The following is a 21328-nucleotide window of genomic DNA, read 5'->3' on the forward strand; positions in this document are numbered from 1 at the left end:
CGCTTAACGCTGGCAGCGCGGACAGAAAAAGGTATTGCGTTGGCCGATCACAACGCTGGAAATAGTCCCCTCACACTGTTCGCAAGCTTTTCCAGCCCGCCCATATACACGCAGATGTTGTCTGAAGTAGCCTGGACTGCCATCGCTTTGGGTAAAGTCTTTTAAGGTTGTCCCCCCTTGCTGTATTGCACTGGCCAACACCTCTTTTATATCTTTGGTAAGCTTCTGATAGCGTTGCAGTGAAATTCTGCCTGCGGCGCGACGTGGATCGATATTGGCCATGAAAAGTGCTTCATTGGCATAGATATTCCCCACACCCACAACAACCTCATTGTCCATGATGAAACTCTTAACCGGCGTTTTGCGTCCTCTGGAAAGGGTAAACAAGTGTTGGGAAGTGAAGGCTTCAGTGAGCGGTTCTGGGCCAAGGTTTCGTAGCTGGGGTAGCAGCTCTCCCGCTGGCTGCCATAAACAGGCACCAAACCGGCGGGCATCATTGAATCGTAAACATTTTCCGCTTGCTAAAACGAGGTCTAGATGGTCGTGTTTTATGGGCTGTACGGAGGCGGGCACTACCCTCAGCTTTCCGGACATGCCCAGATGTAAAACAATGTGGGCGATGCCTATGTCGATGAGCAAATATTTAGCCCGTCGTTTTACCGCTTTGATTTGTTGTCCTTGCGCCAGCTTGAGCTCATCAGAAATTGGCCAACGCAATTTCGGCTGTCTGACAATGACAGCAGTAATAGTTTGTCCGACTAAATGCGAAGAGATCCCTAAACGACTAACTTCGACTTCAGGTAATTCGGGCATTAGCTTTCCTGATAAGTAAGATCAGCCAACCAGGGAATGAGTGTCTCGAGCGCTGATTGTGTTAATTGATACCATTCATTCTCATAGCGAACAAACGTAGCCTGTTCTAGTTGATAAAATGCAAACACAAGGCCATCGGGCTTTCCCGCCAGCCACACCACAGCAATGATCGGGGCGCGGTTTGAAAGATCAACGGTGGTAGTGTCAACGGGCTCAATAACAGCAGATTGCCAGGCTTCTATTTGCTTTTCGGGGCTAACGAGAGGGTGCTCATTAGGGGTTATCTGACGCCATCGCTGACCGTTTCTTTCGATGCGTCCCGCGTCCGTTTCAATTTTTAAAATATAGGCATCAACCGGCAACAGGTTTCTGTTTTTAGCTGGCGTAGATTTTGGTAGCAGCGTATCCAGATTAAATAAAGCAATCATAATTAACATCGAAAAGATCACGATGTTATTCATAGCTTTCGAAGATAGTCTGGCCAAAAATATTCCTTACTGAAACCCGTAACAGGACGCTTAGAAGAGTTAGGTCAGCCAGTATAGCAAGAGGAAAGAAAAAAATAACACAAAAAACCCGGCGTTAACCGGGTTTTCGTGGAGACAAAAGCAAGTGTAATTACTTGATTTTTGCCTCTTTAAACATAACGTGCTTACGTACAACAGGATCGAATTTTTTAATTTCCATCTTACCTGGCATGTTACGCTTGTTTTTGTCAGTGGTATAGAAAAAACCCGTACCAGCAGAAGACACTAATTTAATTTTATCACGCATGGTTACGCTTCCTTAGATTTTCTCACCACGGGCACGGATGTCAGTTAATACTGCATCGATACCTTTCTTATCAATAATACGCATACCTTTAGCAGACAAACGTAATTTTACGAAACGGTTTTCACTCTCAACCCAAAAACGGTGAGATTGAAGGTTAGGCAAAAAGCGACGACGGGTCGCGTTTCTTGCGTGCGAGCGGTTATTACCTACCGCCGGACGCTTACCTGTTACTTGACATACTCTTGACATTGTATTTGTCTCCAGAACAACGATAACTGTCGCGCCAATCGAGCCCTTCAATCTTGGTGTCCGGGTCAGTTGACGTTTTAACTATAATTAAGAGGGCGCATTTTATACAGCAAATAGCACCTTAATTCAAATAAAATTCGCAAAAAAAGCGATCCGGGATCGGAATCAGGATCCGCTAGCCTGCGCAATTTCTGTTTTTTCAATGCCGTAGGGTGTCCATATCTTTTTTTCACTTTTGGTACTATTTCTGATTGCCTGGTTTTTATCGCGCATTTCCTGCGTGGCATAACCGCGGGCATGGTCTAAGTGAACGCAAATTGCTGAATACCTGATTTGCTTCGACTTTAACCCGCGATTTAGGAGTCGCTCGCCCAACTCGCGATCTTCGCCACCATACTGCATTCTTTCGTCGAAACCGTTGACCGCAAAAATATCTTTTATCCAGCCCGAAGCATTATGCCCATTCCAGCTAGCGTTAGTCGGTGTAAGAGTGTTGAGTAATTTGGCTTTCCACCCATTGGCCGTTAACTTCATGGTTTTATGTGTTTTCTTTAGGCCATTAGCCACCAACCAGTTCACATCAAACGGTCTACCGTTTGCTATATCGTCGCGCGTAATGGCTTTGCTTGTCGACATCGGCAATTTAAAGTATCCCCCGGACAGAAAATAACCCGGTTCCCGATAATGATCGTGTACAGCTAAGAAATCATTACGCATTATGCAATCACCATCCGTAAACACAACGTAATCTCCCTCCGCTTCCATCAGCGCCTTATTTAGGATGCGAGTTTTTTGGAAGCCATCATCAGGTTGCCAGACATGTTTGATGTTGCGTTGACTTGCCTGCTCAAATTCTGCAATGCGTTGCTGTGTTTCGTGCGTGGAACCATCGTCAGCAATAATGATCTCAAAGTCCTGAAAGGTTTGGTAGTGCAACCCCCACAGGGTTTTCTCCATCCAATCTGGTGAATTGTAAGTTGAAAAAATTACTGAAATCATAGGTCTTTTTTATTCTTATGTGATTAATGGTTTGTAAGCGAAGCCAGTCTGGCTCTTACGTATTTAGTATTTTTTATTAAAAACGCCACTTGTTGCCTCACTTTAAGCCAGTTGTATTTGCGTGTAGTTCGCCGTTGTTTCAACTTGTCAATTTCACTTGTTGCATCCGCCTTCGGTCTCACCGGATAAGGTTGTAAACCAAATATTCTCAACTCTTTTTCCCACCAATATTGTAGGTCTATATCGATGGGTCGACTAATTGTGTTGCTGCCGGCAAGTAGTTTTTGTGCTCCTGCTAAACTCACCGCTTGTGCACAGGTTCGCGCTGGAATTTTATCGTAAATGACCCGTGTAAAAGGGCCTCTGTCGTCTTCATATATCACTTTACGTCGACGAGTGTGCTCAGTCAGTTTTATGTAATCCCAGTCCTTCGGCATGGCCACCAAGGTATTACCTACGGCATTCAAGTCGCCGACGATCTCAACATCATCCTCTAAAATAATGGCCACAGGAATGTTTTCATCCACCATTTTTTGCCATACTTTGCGGTGACTCAAATAACAACAGATTTCTCCGTTGTTAAGTTGTTTATGATATTTCAGCGGGCTGCTTTTCGAATAAAACTGATCAATCAGTGTGTGAGAGATTGTTCCTCCATCCACCGCACTAATGCGTTGAAATTGAATAGCCTGTTTCGAAAATTGTTGCGTCATTTCAGTTAGCCGCTCTGGCGAGCGATCTAAATTGATCACGAAACAGGGTGGAGTAAATGACACTGGTTTATTTTCCATGTTAACTAAGATTCACGTACTGCTGAGCGATATTAAGATGACCAAGATGGTTTAACAGGTCTTTCTTAATAGTAATGGGGTGATTAAGGGCTTTTTCTAACGCGATTGCAAGTGCTTCAGGATCGCCGACGGGTACAAGATATTCACTAAGCGGCCCGGTAAGCAGTTCATTTGGCCCGAAAGGACAATTCGTTGATACCACCGGCGTCTGACAGATAAGTGCTTCCGCCAGCACCATCGACAACCCTTCAAAATCTGAACTTAACGCTAGACATTTAGCATGCACGATCCACGGATAGGGGTTTTGCTGAAAACCTGTAACAATCACTTGATTGCCGACCTCCATTTTGTCTGCAAGTTGCTGAATACCGTTCTGGTTAGCTCCCAGGCAAACCAGTTTAATTTCCTTGGGTAGTTGTTTTAACGCTGTAAATAACACATCGTGGCGCTTTTGCTTGGCGAATCGTCCAATGTGAATAATATAAGGTTCAGGGGGTATTTCAGCGTTCTCCATCCTAGCAAGTTGGCGTATTTTATCAATATTGAAGGGGTTATATATTCGCGTCACGTGCGCAGGCTTGAATAAGTTAAGTGATTCCATTTCTTTTTTAAGGCCATCAGAGACGGTAATGAGCTTCTTCCCCTCTAAAACGGAAAAGAGTCGTTTCTGTCTTAGCCATTTTAATGGGCCCATTTTTCGCGCCCGTTGCAAGGTTTGCTGAACCGCATTATGAATCACGTAATAAACATTGGGTAAATTGCAGGCAGTGAGGATATAGTGGCTGTAATCCAGATTGGAAAAAATGGTTTGGAGTTTACCAAAACGATTTTCAATTTCTTTTAAGGTAGCTAATACCTCGGTCGCATGTCGCTGGCGCAGCCACGGGCTGTGTAAAGCCTTTTTGGGCTGTTCAAACACAAAATAGACAGGAATATCCTGGGGTATATCGTAAGTGGTACTCTTAGTGAGGCTAACCAGAATAGCGTTGTGACCAATTTCATGAATGGCGCGTGCCAGTTCAATCACCACTTTTTCTGCGCCACCGCCAGCCAGCGAATCTACTACCAGTACGAAATTCAATTTATCTGTCGCCGTCAACATATTTTCCAATAATGTGTTTCGGCGCGATTATATCATTCTGCTTTGTCTTAGCGGAAAAATTTGGTCAAATCAATCCTCGTTGGGCAAATGAGGTAGTGTGTATATCTGCCACGATGATGTGATCAAGCACCGGCACATCAATCAATTCAAGCGCTGACTTAATTTGATGGGTAATTCGAACATCGGCCTCACTCGGTTCAGCCACACCCGAAGGGTGATTGTGAACCAATATGACCGCTGCCGCATTATCCTCAATTACCTGCTTAACAATTTCTCTGGGATATACTGCCGCACTGTTGATGGTGCCTTTGAACATCGTTTTGTAGGCCAGTAATTGATGCTGACTATCCAATAACAATAAGCCAAACTGCTCCGATTTCTGATCTTTTAACTTGGCTTGTAAATAATCTTTGACATGCTCAGCATGACTGAAGGATTCGCGTACTTTTAACGGTTCACCTAGGTGGCGAGTGGCGAGCTCCACCGACGCTTTTAACAAACAGAATTTGACATGACCGATACCTGAAATGGAACACAATTGATTTTTCGATGCAGTGACCACCCCTCGCAAACTGCCAAAATGGGTTAATAAGTCTCTTGCCAGGGTAACCGCGCATTTCCCATGCATACCATTACCCAAAATGATGGCAAGTAACTCCGCATCAGACAACGCTTCGACGCCTAAACTTATTAGCTTTTCTCTGGGCCGTTCCATCAGCGGCCAACTTTGTATGCTCATATATTCTCCCTGTGGCAATACAGTCTAGTTTATCTCAAACGAGCGCCAATATAGCCTGCTCGTGCATACAGTTGCGTGTCTGACTACCCAGCTTAGATAAGTCGTGGTAGGCTTATGCCCATTTCTTATTGAGCGCACGTAAACCATGTTGCTGGCAAATAAACATATTCTTCTCGGTGTCACGGGTGGTATTGCTGCCTATAAAGCGCCCGATTTGGTCCGCAAACTTACTGCACAAGGCGCACACGTCAGAGTGGTTCTCACCAATGCTGCTGCAGAATTTGTCAGTGCGATGTCTTTGCAGGCGGTGTCCGGCAATCCGGTCCACCACACCCTGTTAGATCCAGCGGCTGAAGCTGCCATGGGCCATATTGAATTGGCGAAATGGGCGGATATTCTGTTGATAGCACCGGCCACGGCTAATTGTATGGCAAAACTGGCCCATGGTATTGCAGATGATTTGCTGACCACGTTATACCTCGCCACCACGGCAAAAGTGGTGTTAGCACCCGCGATGAATCAACAGATGTGGAAAGCCTCTGCTACGCAAGCTAATCGTGAAATTTTAGCAGAGCGTGGCGTAATAACCCTTGGCCCTGCTGATGGTGAACAGGCATGTGGGGATGTGGGCGTAGGCAGAATGCTAGAACCTATCGACATTGTGAGCCAACTCGGCCGTGCATCCACTCCCGTTTTAGCAGGAAAAAAAGTGGTCATCACTGCTGGCCCCACCCGTGAAGACCTGGATCCAGTCAGATATATTACCAATCATAGTTCAGGGAAGATGGGCTATGCTATCGCCGAAGCGGCTGTGGCCGCAGGGGCTAACGTAGAATTGATATCGGGTCCAGTAGCATTGACCCCGCCCGCCGGCTGCGCTATCCATCGGGCGGTAAGTGCCGCGCAAATGCATCAACAGGTTATGCAGAATATCGCCGATGCCGATATTTTTATCGCCACCGCGGCTGTTGCCGACTATCGGCCCAAGCATCTGGCAGCGCAGAAAATCAAGAAAAATAATGATGAGTTAACACTTACTTTTGTTAAAAACCCTGATATCCTTAAAGATGTAGCTAATTTGACCAACGCGCCTTTTACTGTGGGGTTTGCTGCTGAAAGCGAAAATGTGGAAACTTATGCGCGAAACAAGCTGGCCTCAAAGAAGCTAGCAATGATTGCGGCCAACGATATATCAGCGCAAGGCTTAGGTTTTAACAGTGATCGTAACGCATTACACGTCATCTGGAATGGTGGCGATAAAAAGTTACCCGCCGCCAGTAAAACAGTGTTAGCTGAAGCTCTGATAAAATTAATAGCCGAACAATATAATAAGAATAATTCGCCGTCATGATTGTCTCATGTAGGTCGATAAAATAATAAGTAAAACTTAATAATAACGGGCGTATGCCCCTTTTAACATGGAAGCGGGTATGTACACCCGATAGCGGAGGAATGACTCACGTTATGCCAGCTGTGAAAAAAACAAATCGTCGTGCGCAAATTCTGCAGTCACTTGCAGGAATGTTGGAAACCAACCCAGGACAACGCATCACCACTGCAAAGCTTGCAGAAAAAGTAGGGGTTTCTGAAGCTGCGCTATATCGTCATTTCCCGAGCAAAGCGAGAATGTTCGAAGGGCTTATAGAGTTTATTGAAGAAACCCTGTTTTCTCGCATCACTAAAATTATCAATGAAGAAAAAGATTCCGCAGCACGCTGCCAGCTTATTTTGCATCTGATTTTGGGTTTTGCCGAAAAAAATCCTGGTATAACCCGTATTCTGAATGGTGATGCATTAATGGGCGAGCAAGAGAGACTCCGCGCTCGCATTGCTAAATTGTACGAACGCTTGGAACTGCAGCTCAAGCAAGTGTTGCGTGAACGCAAACTACGTGAAGGCAAGTCTTTAGCTGCCGATGAGGGCGTAATTGCTAATATGCTGATTTGTTTCACTGATGGGCGGATAAACTTATACATCCGAAGTGGTTTTACCCGTAAACCCACCGAACAATTTTCTGAACATTGGCAACTCTTAAAACAAAATTTTTTGTAGGCGTTGGATACGTGCTCAGCAACGCACGCGCTGGGCAATGTAATTTAACCAACGACATTTTACTGTGATGGCATATTCCGGCACAACACTTCCTATCAGCGTCTTTTGCGTAATGCAGGACGAAGAGGACAATATTGCACGCCTGTTAAGCAGTTTACGAAACATTGATGAAGTGATACTGGTCGATTCTGGCAGCACTGATCGTACGGTTCACATTGCTAGCCAATATGAAAATGTCAATATTGTGTACCACCCATGGGAAGGCTATGCGAAACAAAAACAATATGCCATGGCCCTTTGTAAAAATGAGTGGGTACTCAATTTAGATGCTGACGAGGTACTTTGTCCCGCGTTGTATAAAAAGATCGAGCACATTATTACCTTAGACCATATCTGTGGGGTGAGGTGTGCCAGAAACGATATTTTTATTTATAAAAAGCTCTCTTCACTCACGAAACAACCAAACAACCTCAGGCTGTACAGAAAATCTCAGGCAGAGTTTGATGAGTCCGCACTCGTTCATGAAAGTGCTACGGTGACCGGTAAGATAATGGTTATCAATGAGGCATTTGATCATTATGGTTACAACGATATTGCGTCACTTTCAAGCAAGAATAATCAATATTCCACGTTAAAAAGCCAACAAAAATTTAATCGGGGTAAAAAAGGCTCATTGCTAAAACTTGGCCTGATTTTCCCTCTCACGTTTATCAAAAAGTTCGTGCTACAGCGGTATATTTTTTCAGGTCGCAGAGGTTTCATATTATCGGTTATGGATGCCTATTATGCGTTTATGAAAGAAGCCAAATTGTTTGAACTTGAGCAGAAATCGGAAAAACAGAAAGAATAAAGAGCGTAATGGTAGGCCGTGCACCTAGCCTTTTAATACGTCATCTATTATCTGCGCGCAAAATAAAGCAGTACAAGAGAACTGTACTGCTTAATGTGAGTGCATATTACTTAGCATTACCAAACGTGGTACCAAAAAAGTCCCCGTCATTCCATTGTGTACGTTGCGCTTGATTCGCCAGCGTGTGACCGATTTCCGCGTTAACACGGGTAAAAGTTTTTGCCGCTTCCCAATTGAATGGCTGATTTATATCATCGCTAGGCTTGTGATAGTGCGAGGATAAGAATTCACCAAACACTTTGCTACCATCCACGTCCGGATCTTTAGACTTTAAACCTGGTACCAAAAACACTGCGGGTATACCTTGTTTAACAAAAGCATAGTGGTCAGAACGGGTAAACAGCGCTTGTTCTGGCCAGGGATCTGCACTTAAACTCAAACCAGCATTTTGCGCGGCCTCTGAGACCGACTTTTTCATATCACTATGCTCAGCGCCAAAGGCAATCACGTCAGCAAACTCATAGGTCAGGATAGGCATATCCAGATTCACATTCGCTACCATTGATTCAACTGGAACAGTAGGGTTGTGAGCAAAATAATCTGCACCTAACAGTCCTTTTTCTTCACCGGTAACCGCAACAAACAGCAGCGACCGTTTTGGCTTGGTGGGCATTTCACTAAATAGCCGCGCAGTTTCAAGCATAATGGCGGTACCCGACGCATTGTCCATCGCGCCATTGTTTATGTTGTCTTTTTTAACTGTTTTTGCAATACCGATGTGATCAGAATGGGCAGAAAAAACCACATATTCATTTTTTAGTTGGGGATCAGATCCCTCGATAATGCCGGCTACATTATAGCTATTGATAGTGGTGTGGGTACTTGCCCGTTTCAGCGAAAACTCCCCAGGTAGTGTAAAGCCTGCGGGCGACTTATCTTCTTCCAGATCCGCATAAATTTTATCTAGAGAAACAGGCGCATTTGCAAACAGCTTTTTCGCCGCACTTTGACTTAAATACGCACTGCCCTGTAACTGAGGAAAACGGTTAGCAGGTTCACCATTTTCATCTAACCAGGCCATACTTGGCGTATGCAGATAACTTAACATTGACTGATAAGGACGCACTTTTTCAGCTAGCGGCGTGGATAGTGTAATTATTCCTATAGCGCCGTGCTCTGCTGCGTACTTTTGCTTTTGATGACCCGAAGCGAAATGGGCACCTTCCTCGGAGGGAAACGATTTGGGTTTGCCGGATAACATGACGACGATTTTGCCTTCCACATCCAGGTCTTGATAATCATCGTGCTGAAGCTCATTCGCTACAATACCATAACCGACAAACACCATTTCCCCCTGCATAGACGTGGCTGTGCGCAATAAATCAGGTCCGGTAAGGTATTCTTTTGGGTACTCCAGAGTGGTTTTTTCGTCATTTACGACGAAGGAAACTTCTGGCGATTTCTGTTCAAGTAATGCCTTTCTGAATTGAACATTTTGCATATAACCGTCGGTGCCAGCAGGCTTCATCCCAAATTTGGCAAATTCGGTGGCGATATACAGCGATGCGATATCATGCCCTTTAGAGCCGGTATCGCGTCCTTCAAGAAGATCGTTAGCAAGAAAGAACAAATGGGATTGGATGTGGCTTACATTGGGGTTGAATGGATAATCATTTTGGCTCTCTGCATTTAGCGCTAGACTCGTTGAGCTAACCAGTGCTGCCAGTATAAGTTTTTTTAACATAACTACTTCTATTCGGATGATTAATACGTTAGCAGCATAAAAGGATTTGGAGTGAAGTACAATTGGTTGGCTAACTATCCTTTTTAAGAAGTGTAAAGACTCCCGAATTATCCGAAAGCAGTTGATTATTCTTTATTTTTGACTAATCTCAAACGAAGTTTAAACAAGAATACCTAGTTTCATGCCGCGTACTGCTCTCTACAATGTCGAAAATATACTCAATCAAGCGATAGAAATTTTTTTAGAACATAGTTTCCATGGCGCCATCATGGATGAAATTATCGCGCGGACTGAATTTAATCGTCGGGGTTTCTACCTGGAATTTGGTAGTAAGCAGGCGTTTCTATATCGTGTACTGGAGCATTATATGGAAACGCAATTGATGCCTGTGGTGAAAGAACTCGAAGGGCATCACGGACTCAGTGCCGTCCATACCTTTTTTGCTTTGTACATTTCTCTCATTCATAAGCGCGGCTGTTTGTTGGTAAATTGTGTATGTGAGCTCGGTCGCCAGGATCCTAAGATTCGTGAAATGGGCAGACATTATTTGGACCGGCTTCAATTTGATTTTATCGGCTGTTTGGAAAAAGCCCAACGGCTGGGAGAGCTCCCCGCACACGTCAATGTCGAATCTGCCGCCTTACAACTCACCAGCTGCGTGCAGGGATTTGCCGCCAATGCGGTGGTAGCAGAAAGTGAAGAAGAGATGCGAATTGCAACCGCCGCATTACTTGCCCCTTTGCAGGGTTTGCAATCATGATAAAATAGCCTACGTCTTCACTATCACGTTTACACATGCAGGAAGTTAATTCATGAGTGGTCACTCCCCTCTTTATAGAATTCAGTTTATTAGTTCAGGCGAAAAGTATGATCTTTTTGTAAAAGAAGTTAGCCAGGGCGCCATGTTTGGGTTTGTTGAGATCGGTGGTTTTGTTTGGGACAGCCATACCAGCCTGGTGGTGGACCCCAGCCATGAAAAACTAAAAACAGAGTTTAAAGAGGTTAATCGTACTTATATTCCTATGCATAATGTGCTGCGAATTGATGAAGTTAAGAGACAAGGAACCGCCAAAATTTCGCAACTATCTGATAAGGTAACCGCTTTTCCGAGTCCGATCTATACGCCAAAAAAAGATTAAGATGGGCCTGCCCCTCTTTCACGTCTGGAGAGAATATGAAAAATAAGTATAGCTTCCGTTATATAGGCTTCTCTGTCCTGTTACTTGTTGTCGGTTTACAAGTCAATGCAGCCCAAAACGAGAGCGAAAAACTGTCGTCACTACTGGATGAAATCTGGCAATATGAGTTACAGGTTTCCCCGTTAATGGCCAGTCGTGAAGGGGAAGCGATTAATCAAGATAAACTTGCCGATATCTCTCCAGCAGCATTAAAGAGGCAACATCAACAGTGGCAGGAGTTTTCTTCCAGGTTAAACAAGATAAACGCCGATGCACTGAATAACTCAGAGCAAATATCCTTATTGATGCAGCAGTATCGTCTGGATAACTATATAGATGAATTTCGCTTTAAAGCTCACTTAGTCCCTATTACGTCTGAATACGGTTTTCATAGCGCTATGGCGTCATTGCCACGTTCAATGCATTTCAAGGAGGTTGTTGATTTTGACAATTACCTGGCCAGACTGGCTGCGATAGAAACTAATTTCGCTCAACATATCGCTTATATGCGTGAGGGAATGCGCATAGGATTGATGCAGCCCAAAGCTGTATTGGCGGGATTTGAAGAAAGCGTAACGCCTTATTTAGTAGATGATCCCAGCGACAGCGATTTTTACGCGCCGTTTAAATCCATGCCGCAACATATCAGTGCTACCACACAAAAACAGTTACAAGACCGCGCCAAAAACGTGCTTGCGCAATCGGTTATTCCAGCCTACCAAGCTGTTTATGATTTTCTGGTTAACGAATATATTCCCCATGCCCGTGATGACATCGCGGCTAAAAACTGGCCTGATGGCGAAGCTTTTTACCAAAATCGGATTAAGCACTACACCACCACTGATATGTCAGCAAAGGACATCCATGAGCTTGGTTTAAGTGAAGTTAGGCGTATTCGTGGCGAAATGCAGGCAATTGTTGATAAGTTGGAGTTTAATGGTTCCATTGATGAGTTTATTCATTTCTTGCGCACCGACCCGCAATTCTATGCTACCTCAGCAGAAGAGTTACTTAAAGAAGCCTCATTTATAGCAAAGAAAATGGATGCCAAGCTCCCTCAGTTATTTGAGTACTTGCCCCGCACTCCCTATGGCGTGGAAGCAGTACCAGAGAGTATTGCGCCTAAATACACTACCGGTCGGTATATATCGCCTTCCCGTGACGACCAGCCCGGTTATTACTGGGTGAATACCTACGCTTTGGATAAGCGTCCTCTGTATGCGTTAACGGCGTTAACGCTGCATGAGGCAGTGCCTGGTCATCATTTACAAATTTCGTTAGCAGCTGAAATGAAGGATTTACCCAAGGTAAGGCAAAATACTTATATTTCAGCTTTTGGAGAAGGTTGGGGCTTATATTCTGAATACTTAGGTATAGAAACAGATATGTATAAAGATCCCTATAATGACTTCGGTAGGTTAAGCTACGAGATGTGGCGAGCATGCCGTTTGGTGGTCGATACGGGTATGCATATGTTTGGCTGGTCGCGCCAGCAGGCCTTAGACTTTATGCTGACCAACACAGCGCTTTCTGAGCATAATGTTAAAACAGAGGTCGATCGCTATATTTCCTGGCCTGCACAAGCACTGTCGTACAAAATAGGCGAAATAAAAATTAAAATGTTACGTCAGCAAGCTGAAGACAAGCTAGGCAGTCATTTTGATGTGCGAAAATTTCATCGGGCGGTGCTGGAGCATGGATCAGTTCCATTATTCATTCTTGAAAAGAATATTAATAATTTTATTCAGTCAGAGTTATCAAAGGTAAAGTAAAAGCATGTTTCTTGTGGTATTCAGTGTTATTGGCATACTGGTCATTGCACTCATATATTTTGTGTTAAAAGCACAAACTCACCAACGCGAATTGATGCTTGTTCGCAGCACAGCTAAATCCAATGCAAAAAAGGCACATATCGCGTTTACCAATTTGGTAACGCTAAGCAGCGAACTGCAAAATGTGTTTTCACAGCGTTTAGAGGTAGCAAACAGCAAGGGATTAATCGTAGGTGATGACTTCAATGCGGCAAAAACAGTGATCAAGTTGCTATCTGATGTGGTAATGGATTGCTGTGAGAAAGGCCGTACAGTTGAAGAAGTATTAACTCACAGGTTGAAGAACAACAATGTTTCTTTAAAGGATGTCAAAAACTATATCAAAGGAAGGCCGAATGATGTGCGCGTGTCATGGTCTAAAAATACCCCTGAGGGGTTTATCACTGCGTGTAACCTATTTAGCCAATCTTCATTAAATGTGAATAAAACCGATCAAAAATTAGAAGCTAGTTAATCAAAATATAATCCTTTCTAAATCAAAGCACGCTAAATATATGCGTGCTTTTTTGTGTCCCTTAACTTGAAGGGGGACATATTTTGCTTATAATACTGTATATATGAACAGTATTATTTTATTATGTCTGACCGCTTAACTCATTTAACTGTGCATCCCCACCTTTGGCGGGCCAGTTATAAAACATCCTCGGAAAATAAAGCGCGCATCCCCTCTGGCTTTACATTATTAGACAGTGCGTTAGGGGGTGGGTGGCCACAAGCAGGTTTAATTCGTCTTAGAACCCTGCAGGGAATCGGCGAAGTTGAGCTGTTCCTGACGTTATTACAACACATGTGTCACCCACACTTGCTAGTGTTCATAAACCCACCTGGACGTATTCAAGCATCCTGGCTGATAAAATATAAAATTGAGCCAGACGATGTCGTTTTCCTGACAGGCACTCATGAACAGAATCTATGGGCGGCAGAACAATGTTTAAAAAATGACGCTTGCCAAATTGTATTGGTCTGGTCTGGTCAACCTCTTAGTCTAACTCAAGCCCGTCGATTACAGGTGAACGCTAAACAGCACCAGTCCGTTTGTATTCTTTTCGAATATCAGCATGTGCTCCGGCAATCATTACCTCTTGAACTGGACTTATCTCTTATCCGGGAACAAGCAGCAGTCACACTTAACATTGAAAAACAATTAGGTGGATGGCCGCGTGTTGGTTTACAGCTAACCTATTCTCCCATTCCCAGTAATAACTCAATTCTATCGGCCTTTACCCGCTATGCGCAAACGTACTCAAAACACGAACAGGTTAGTTGAGAGAGTTGATAAATTATGTTGTGGCTATTCCTGGATTTTCATCAATTAAGTCTCGACGCTTTAGCACCCATTTTAGATAAAGAAGAGCCACGCCCTTGTGTGATATACGAAGCTGAAGTTAATCAGATTGTGCAATGTAATTCATATGCAACCGAAGCGGGAATTGAGGTGGGAATGGGGATGGCTCAGGCCGCCTCTTTATGTAGTGACTTAAGCATTATTGACTACAAGGTTGATAGAGAAACCAGCCACTTAAAAATATTGGCAAATTCCTTATATCAGCTTATAGGCGATATCGTATTAATTCCCCCTGCTAGCTTAGCCTTAAGACTTGATCCTTCTATAAGGTTTTACGATGGATTACGCCCACTTTGCCAGACCATTATGAATGAATTAAACCAACAAAAGGTCAACTTTCATTTTGCCACTGGTTGGAGTATTGAATCTGCTAAAGTGTTGGCGAAGGCGAAAATGGATAGGATACTTTCTGATCAAGCCGCTATTCATAATGCGTTATTACAATGTCATTTAAACCAGACTGACCTGACCACACAACAGGTCGACTCATTGGCTCGTGTGGGCATTCACACCCTACAAAGCCTGCTGTCGCTTCCCACTACTGAGATAGGAAAACGGTTTGACAATAAGCTAATATCCTATTTAACCGCCTTAAGGGGCGAAGTATTTCCTACCTGTGTATATTTCCACCCAGAAGAAAAGTTCGCAGAAACGATTGAACCAGCCTATGAGATTTCGCAAACCCAGCATCTACTTCCCTGGGTCAACCGATTACTGAATCAGCTTGCTGTATTTCTTCGCCTACGAAATCAAGTAACCGCATCCCTCACATTGACCTTGTTTTTTCGAGAAAAAGAAAAAGAAAGCCTCCAAATCGGCTCTGCTTATCCCCTGTCTTTGGCAGCAAACTGGTTACCTTTATTTGAACTGCATATAGAAAAATTAACTTTAACCGAACCCGTTACAGCTCTTGGCTTAACCGCCAACCAGACCGAGCAAATGAATGGTCACAACAGTGATTTTTTTTACCACCGTTTTCACTATTTTGCCAAGATGCAGTTGCTCGGCAAACTCCAAGCTAAATTAGGTTCTGATAACGTCTGTACACCAACTTTTAATAATGATCACCGCTTGGAGGAGGCTAGCCCTGCAGCAAACTTTCCTGCGTTTATCCCGCACTGGCACCCGCTCTTTATTGCTACAACACCACTTCCCCTTTCTGAATCAAGTCAGATTCAGTTTGGACCTGTGCGTATACAAACAGGCTGGTGGGATGACCAGGACGTTAAGCGTGATTATTTTATCGCCCAAACTTCCAAAGGGGAATTATTACTAGTGTATAAAAGCTCTCCAGAGCAGCAATGGTTTATTCAGGGCTGGTATGGTTAACATGCTTTATAGTGAGCTTTTCTGTCAGAGCAATTTCAGTTTTTTATGTGGGGCGTCCGATCCAGAGGAGCTGGTAAATACTGCTGCTTTTCTGAATTATCAGGCACTTGCTATCACTGACGAATGTTCCGTAGCAGGAGTAGTTCGCGCTCATGCTGAGATTAAGCGAAATCGGCTTCCCTTAAAATTAATTATAGGTGCCTCGTTTACACTTGCAGAGGAATTTTCTTTCCTTCTATTGTGTCCCTACAAACAAGCCTATTCAGAGCTTTGCAGGATCATTACCAATGCCCGCAGTCGTTCGCCGAAAGGTGAGTACCACTTGGCCGAGTGGGATATCAAATCAGTAAAACACTGCTTGATAATTTGGCTTCCTTCTCTGAATAGAGACGTCAATTTACATTGGGGTAAGTGGTTACAAAGGTATCATTCCCAGCGCTGTTGGATAGGGGTTCAACGACTCTTGGATGGCCAAGATCATCACCGCTTTACTATTTGCAGCGACTTAACCGAATCTTTTTCAATTCCTCTTTGCGCTTGCACAGGTGTACTAATGCATCATCCTAAACAGTTACCCTTGCAGCACATTCTGCATGCGATGAGAACGGGTTCCACTGTAGATAAAATAGGAATAGCTGCGCTGAGTAATGCGGAACGTGCTCTGCGCCCACTAAACAAGCTTAGAAAACTTTACCCTGCCCAATGGTTATATGAGACGCAAAAGATTTCCGAGCTCTGCCAGTTCTCCCTTGAAGAACTAAAATATCAATACCCCAAAGAGCTGGTTCCAACCGGTTACACCGCTACCTCTTACTTAAGAGAATGTGTAGAAAAAGGTATTAAGAAACGTTTTCCTGAGGGTATAACCCATGAAGTGCGGCAGGTTATTGAAAAAGAGCTGCTGCTGATTAAAGAACAAGCCTATGAATACTTTTTTTTAACTATCTATGACATTGTTCAATTTGCCCAGCAACAAGGAATTTTATATCAAGGGAGAGGCTCAGCAGCTAATTCAGTGGTGTGTTATTGCTTGGAGATTACTGCCGTCGACCCAAGACAAATCAATGTCTTATTTGAACGTTTTATTTCAAAAGAGCGGGATGAGCCCCCCGACATTGATGTAGATTTTGAGCACGAAAAACGCGAACAAATTATCCAATACATTTATCGTAAATATGGTCGCCAACGCACTGCGTTGGCCGCCACTGTGATCACCTTTCGTTTTCGTAGTGCCTTTCGTGAAGTAGGTAAAGCCTTAGGTTTTGCAGAAAGCCAATTAGGCTATGTACTAAAAAACATTAATCGTCGCGATAAAGCATTACCCTGGCAAAGCCAGCTCTCCGCTTGTGGTATGGATCCAGCCCAGGTAAAAGTGAAACAATTGATTGCCTTAGTGGAGCAAATTATAGGTCTTCCGCGCCATCTGTCTCAACATGTCGGCGGTTTCGTTATATCAGATGGGCCTCTGCACGAGTTGGTCCCAACAGAAAATACTGCTATGCCTGACCGCACGGTCATTCAGTGGGATAAGGATGATTTAGAAAGTCTGGCGTTATTGAAAGTTGATATTCTAGCGCTGGGCATGTTAACGGCAATTCAAAAAAGTTTTCATTTGCTCAATAAGCAATTTCCACAGCCTGTTTCAATCCCTTTTATTACGCGTTTAGGGGATGACAGGCAAGTGTATGACATGGTGTGTAAAGCTGACACAGTGGGAGTTTTTCAAATTGAATCGCGGGCACAGATGACAATGCTGCCTCGATTGAAGCCCCGTTGTTACTACGACCTAGTCGTTCAAATAGCCATAGTGAGGCCTGGCCCTATTCAGGGTGAAATGGTGCACCCATACCTGCGCCGCCGCCATCAACTGGACCCAGTCGTATACCCTTCCAAAGAGGTGGAAAGTGTTTTAGGTCGAACGATGGGAGTGCCCATTTTCCAAGAACAGGTAATTCAATTAGCCATGGTAGCTGCAGGATTTTCTGGAGGCGAAGCCGATCAGCTCAGGCGCGCCATGGCAAGCTGGAAGAAGAACGGCAGACTGTATGAATTTCAGGAAAAAGTAGTATCAGGCATGACCCAACGTGGTTACGATAAACACTATGCCAATCAGATCTTTGAACAGATTAAAGGATTTGGCGGCTACGGCTTTCCTGAAGCTCATTCCGCTTCGTTTGCTGTGTTGGCTTATGTTTCTTGCTGGTTAAAGCATTATTTTCCAGTTGAATTTTACGTTGGATTGTTAAACAGCTGGCCAATGGGGTTTTATACACCTAGTCAGCTGGTGCGTGATGCCCAGCAGCACAATATCAAAGTGCTACCGGTTTGCATTAATGCCTCCTCAATTGAACATGAGGTCGTTTTTGTGCAGTCCGAAAAAGCGATAAGGTTGGGTTTTACCCTGATAAAGGGCTTATCGGATAAAGCGAAAGATAGCATCGTCAGCCATCGTCCCTGTGAGGGCTATCAATCCTTAAGACAAATTCAACAATTATCTCTCTCCCGTGCTGATCTCACAGCGCTGGCTAGCGCTAATGCATTTCACCAATTAGCTGATAATCGGTATCAAACTCGCTGGGAGATGATGAATCAAGAAAAAAATTTGCCCCTGTTTGCCAATCAAGATTCGCAACAGAGTTTTGCGTTTACCCCTTCATCATTGGATAACCTGATAGAAGACTATGCTGCAACCGGTTTATCTATTGAACACCATCCTATAGCGCTTCTGGCAAATCAAAGGTCGCTGAATAAATATTGCTGGTCAAAAGATTTAAGCAATAAAAAAAATAAATCACTGGTGCGTATTATAGGCTGCGTTACGGGCCGCCAGGCGCCCGGCACAGCTTCAGGAGTGACGTTTTTAACTTTGGAAGATCATTTCGGCAATATTAATGTAGTAGTTTGGCAAGCAACTGCGCGTCACCAGCAGCAGCCGTATCTGAAGGCAAGCCTTTTACAGGTAGATGGAATTTTAGAACGCTCTCCAGAAGGCGTAATTCACGTTATTGCTGGTAAATTAACAGATCGCTCTGACTGGCTGTCTGCAATCAATGTACCCTCACGAGATTTCCATTAATTACAACTAATCGAATATAAACACGTATTTTTTTCACTCTGTCTATATAAGTGACACACTTTTTACACGTCAATTCCTTTTCAATTTTCTATCCTACTGTTTTTAAGATATTTTTTTAAGTGGCATGGATGATGTATCTCTTATCAGTGACAACTTGCCCCGCCAGCAGTAAATCGGGGGTTAATCCAAGAAGGAGTTTGTAATGAAAAAGCTTACATTAGCAGTTTTAATTAGTAGTGCATTATCAGCTGGCGCAGTTGCTGGTGATTGGAAGAAAGATAAGATGGAAAGTGCCGATAAAGATCAGATCGAAAGCACTTTCGCGGAATTAGATAATGATGAAAATGGTTTCATCAGCAAAGAAGAAGCTGATGATGACGACATCTGGGAACATTTCGCAAAAATTGATACCGACTCGGACGATCAGCTTAGCCAAGCGGAGTTTGATACTCACTTGCAAAGTATGCCTCAGCATTATGAAGACGATATCACTGCCACCGCACAATCGGGTGCAATAGGTGATATTGATCAAGAAGATACCGTTTCCACGGAAACCTATGTTGATGCGGATCTTGAAAGTGACGACATCGAACGTGATTACGATGGTGACTCAACCACCACTGTGCAAACAGATGCTGAAGCTGACTTAGAAAGCGACGATATTGAAAGAGAGTATGACACAGATACTACCGTCGTAGCCCAGACTGAACGTGATGATGCTGAAGTAGTAATTACTGAACAAGGGCAGGACAGTGACCTTACTGCGAAAAGTGAAGTTGAAGTAGATGCTGAAGCACAAAATAATGAAGAGTTAGAGACTAACTCAGAAATGACTGCCCGCACCGAAAGTGACGTAGATCTACAGGAACAAGATCCTATGGTTCAGCAGGATTCTGAAGTTAAGACTGAGTCTGAAATGAATTCTGAAGACATGGTCGCTAACAACGAGTTCGACATGATGGATACAGACCACGATGGCCAGTTATCCAAAGCGGAAGCAGCTCAAAGTGGCGTAAATGAGTCTTTTGAAGATATTGATGAAGACAACGACCAACTTATTACTCGCATGGAATATGCAGAATATCGTCAAAATCGCTTAAACGATTATGATGAAGATGAAGAGTAATATAGCCTTTGAATAGACAAAAAAGCCTCCATTAGGAGGCTTTTTCATTGGCGCTATAATTTAAAATGAAGAGCCTATTTCTAAGCCCATTACTGTTCCAAGATCACCACTGATAAATTGTTGTATGCTAAGCCCAAATCGTACAGATCTCCCGTTATGACCTAGCCGACCCATTACGAAAGCACCACCGTCCAAGTCAATATCCTCTGAATAGCAACGGGTACAACTGCCAATAGAGCGTTCTGAAATTACAGGAAGACTGAACCCGGCTTGAGCGATAAAATCTATATTATAAGATTTATTGAGCATCCATCGATAACCTGTCGCCCCCTGCAGTAAGATAGCATTCGCATCGGAAGATTCTACGATAATGTATCTTCTATTAAGTGGGCCCTCGCCAATGACTGTCTGCAGGAAGGCGTTATTATCGTCGTACGTAATAAAAGTGAAACCTGCGGTCGAAACCCAATTCGATACTATATAATCTAGATGAAATCCCGTTTGTAGTGCCCTACTCTCAACACCCGCCTGGGAGGCAGCATCACTATCAAGTAAGACCTTCGAAACGTTTGCCCCAAATGACCAGGCAGGATTCGAGCTGTTGGCAAGAATTGGGGCCGAAGTAATCACTGAGACAGCAAGCAAGAATGAACTGACTTTCATCACACGTCTTCATGTTATACATGTAAAGTAACAGTATAATTAAAAAGTCGAAACACTCATAAGAATAAGTTTATTCTTGGATAGTAAACTCCGTTGTTGAACTAAGAATAGGCTAATCCGCACGGATTCACCTCAATGGTGCTTTCGTTAACATCTCTTTGTCAGTTGTGTAAAAGATCTATCCTGGTCGTATATTTTTTTACAGCAGTCAAACTACTTATTTTGATGATTCCTACGAGGGAATGACACTGGGCTGCTACACAAAAACCAAGAGAACTAGCTTACTCAAGGTCCTTTATTCTTAAAATGGAAAACAGGTATCCGGCAAGGGACACACTGCCGTGGAGGTATAAGTCTCTTACATGGCGTGGCTGGACAATCCAGCAGGGAAGGCTGGTTGCCCTGCCCCATAAGCAGAATCACAAGTTTGAACTGTTACCTAATGGTTTTGGCTCCCCATGAATGTCCGCGCAGCATGGCTGCGCTTAAACGCAAAAAGCCCACTCAAATGAGTGGGCTTTTTGTTTAATTGGGAGCCCCGTAGCCGGCAAGGGACACACTGCCGTGCGGGTGTACTACTCTCACATGGGGGTGATGAGCGGTGAGCGCAGCGAGCGAGGGGTGCCTGTGGCACGCCGAGAGTGAAGAACCGGCAGCATGGATGCT

At 43.9% G+C, this 21328-nt stretch carries 21 protein-coding genes; 11 read left to right on the top strand and 10 right to left on the bottom strand.

The window, feature by feature from the left end; genetic code table 11:
• Nucleotides 1–3: 3 nt before the first annotated feature.
• The 8 genes from mutM to radC all read right to left on the bottom strand — a co-directional run bounded on the left by mutM (nt 4) and on the right by radC (nt 5467).
• Nucleotides 4–813, bottom strand: coding sequence for a bifunctional DNA-formamidopyrimidine glycosylase/DNA-(apurinic or apyrimidinic site) lyase (gene mutM, locus OPS25_RS15700; RefSeq protein ID WP_265618836.1), 810 nt, complete (start codon nt 811–813; stop codon nt 4–6).
• Nucleotides 813–1298, bottom strand: coding sequence for a hypothetical protein (locus OPS25_RS15705; RefSeq protein WP_265618837.1), 486 nt, complete (start codon nt 1296–1298; stop codon nt 813–815). Before OPS25_RS15705 ends, mutM begins: the two co-directional genes overlap by 1 nt.
• Nucleotides 1299–1431: 133 nt before the next feature.
• A complete protein-coding gene (rpmG, locus tag OPS25_RS15710) occupies nt 1432–1587 on the bottom strand; it encodes a 50S ribosomal protein L33 (RefSeq protein WP_013786148.1) in 156 nt (51 codons plus the stop codon).
• A gap of 12 nt (nt 1588–1599) precedes the next feature.
• Complete coding sequence (gene rpmB, locus OPS25_RS15715) at nt 1600–1836, bottom strand: 50S ribosomal protein L28 (protein WP_105933571.1); 237 nt, start codon at nt 1834–1836, stop codon at nt 1600–1602.
• A 165-nt stretch (nt 1837–2001) separates the two neighbouring features.
• Entirely contained in the window at nt 2002–2835 is an 834-nt protein-coding gene (locus OPS25_RS15720) for a glycosyltransferase family 2 protein (protein WP_265618841.1), read from the bottom strand.
• Between the two features lie 23 nt (nt 2836–2858).
• The gene (locus tag OPS25_RS15725) at nt 2859–3626 is read right to left on the bottom strand and encodes a glycosyltransferase family 25 protein (RefSeq protein WP_265618843.1); all 768 of its coding nucleotides are present in this window, start codon (nt 3624–3626) and stop codon (nt 2859–2861) included.
• A gap of 1 nt (nt 3627) precedes the next feature.
• Complete coding sequence (locus OPS25_RS15730; RefSeq protein WP_265618845.1) at nt 3628–4728, bottom strand: glycosyltransferase; 1101 nt, start codon at nt 4726–4728, stop codon at nt 3628–3630.
• Nucleotides 4729–4792: 64 nt separating this feature from the next.
• The gene (gene radC, locus OPS25_RS15735) at nt 4793–5467 is read right to left on the bottom strand and encodes a RadC family protein (RefSeq protein WP_265618847.1); all 675 of its coding nucleotides are present in this window, start codon (nt 5465–5467) and stop codon (nt 4793–4795) included.
• Between the two features lie 145 nt (nt 5468–5612).
• Between radC and coaBC the strand changes: the two genes are divergently transcribed.
• The 3 genes from coaBC to OPS25_RS15750 all read left to right on the top strand — a co-directional run bounded on the left by coaBC (nt 5613) and on the right by OPS25_RS15750 (nt 8369).
• Nucleotides 5613–6818: a bifunctional phosphopantothenoylcysteine decarboxylase/phosphopantothenate--cysteine ligase CoaBC gene (coaBC, locus tag OPS25_RS15740; protein WP_265618848.1), complete on the top strand. Its 1206-nt coding sequence runs from the start codon at nt 5613–5615 to the stop codon at nt 6816–6818.
• A 113-nt stretch (nt 6819–6931) separates the two neighbouring features.
• Nucleotides 6932–7519, top strand: a complete 588-nt coding sequence (gene slmA, locus OPS25_RS15745; RefSeq protein ID WP_265618849.1) for a nucleoid occlusion factor SlmA — start codon at nt 6932–6934, stop codon at nt 7517–7519.
• Between the two features lie 67 nt (nt 7520–7586).
• Nucleotides 7587–8369: a glycosyltransferase family 2 protein gene (locus OPS25_RS15750; protein ID WP_265618850.1), complete on the top strand. Its 783-nt coding sequence runs from the start codon at nt 7587–7589 to the stop codon at nt 8367–8369.
• A gap of 106 nt (nt 8370–8475) precedes the next feature.
• On the opposite strand, the gene OPS25_RS15755 is transcribed toward OPS25_RS15750, so the two are convergent.
• Nucleotides 8476–10113, bottom strand: coding sequence for a M28 family metallopeptidase (locus tag OPS25_RS15755; protein ID WP_265618851.1), 1638 nt, complete (start codon nt 10111–10113; stop codon nt 8476–8478).
• Between the two features lie 181 nt (nt 10114–10294).
• Here OPS25_RS15755 and OPS25_RS15760 point away from each other — a divergent pair, with 181 nt between their 5' ends.
• The 8 genes from OPS25_RS15760 to OPS25_RS15795 all read left to right on the top strand — a co-directional run bounded on the left by OPS25_RS15760 (nt 10295) and on the right by OPS25_RS15795 (nt 19999).
• Nucleotides 10295–10873 (top strand): TetR/AcrR family transcriptional regulator, encoded by a 579-nt coding sequence (locus OPS25_RS15760; protein ID WP_265618852.1) that lies wholly within the window; start codon nt 10295–10297, stop codon nt 10871–10873.
• A gap of 52 nt (nt 10874–10925) precedes the next feature.
• A complete protein-coding gene (locus OPS25_RS15765; protein ID WP_265618853.1) occupies nt 10926–11252 on the top strand; it encodes a DUF1820 family protein in 327 nt (108 codons plus the stop codon).
• 35 nt (nt 11253–11287) lie between these two features.
• The gene (locus OPS25_RS15770) at nt 11288–13063 is read left to right on the top strand and encodes a DUF885 domain-containing protein (RefSeq protein ID WP_265618854.1); all 1776 of its coding nucleotides are present in this window, start codon (nt 11288–11290) and stop codon (nt 13061–13063) included.
• Nucleotides 13064–13067: 4 nt separating this feature from the next.
• On the top strand, nt 13068–13577 hold the full coding sequence (locus tag OPS25_RS15775; protein ID WP_265618855.1) for a hypothetical protein: 510 nt from the start codon (nt 13068–13070) through the stop codon (nt 13575–13577).
• A gap of 123 nt (nt 13578–13700) precedes the next feature.
• Nucleotides 13701–14390, top strand: coding sequence for a recombinase RecA (locus OPS25_RS15780; RefSeq protein WP_265618856.1), 690 nt, complete (start codon nt 13701–13703; stop codon nt 14388–14390).
• 15 nt (nt 14391–14405) lie between these two features.
• A complete protein-coding gene (locus tag OPS25_RS15785; RefSeq protein WP_265618857.1) occupies nt 14406–15797 on the top strand; it encodes a Y-family DNA polymerase in 1392 nt (463 codons plus the stop codon).
• Between the two features lies 1 nt (nt 15798).
• Nucleotides 15799–18873, top strand: coding sequence for an error-prone DNA polymerase (locus tag OPS25_RS15790; RefSeq protein WP_265618867.1), 3075 nt, complete (start codon nt 15799–15801; stop codon nt 18871–18873).
• A 202-nt stretch (nt 18874–19075) separates the two neighbouring features.
• Nucleotides 19076–19999: a midas domain-containing protein gene (locus OPS25_RS15795; protein WP_265618858.1), complete on the top strand. Its 924-nt coding sequence runs from the start codon at nt 19076–19078 to the stop codon at nt 19997–19999.
• A 60-nt stretch (nt 20000–20059) separates the two neighbouring features.
• Here the strand turns inward: OPS25_RS15795 and OPS25_RS15800 are convergent, their stop codons facing one another.
• Nucleotides 20060–20629, bottom strand: coding sequence for a hypothetical protein (locus tag OPS25_RS15800; protein ID WP_265618859.1), 570 nt, complete (start codon nt 20627–20629; stop codon nt 20060–20062).
• Between the last annotated feature and the right edge of the window lie 699 nt (nt 20630–21328).

It is taken from the genome of Alteromonas aquimaris, from assembly GCF_026183695.1.
GTDB classification, from domain to species: Bacteria; Pseudomonadota; Gammaproteobacteria; order Enterobacterales; family Alteromonadaceae; genus Alteromonas; species Alteromonas aquimaris.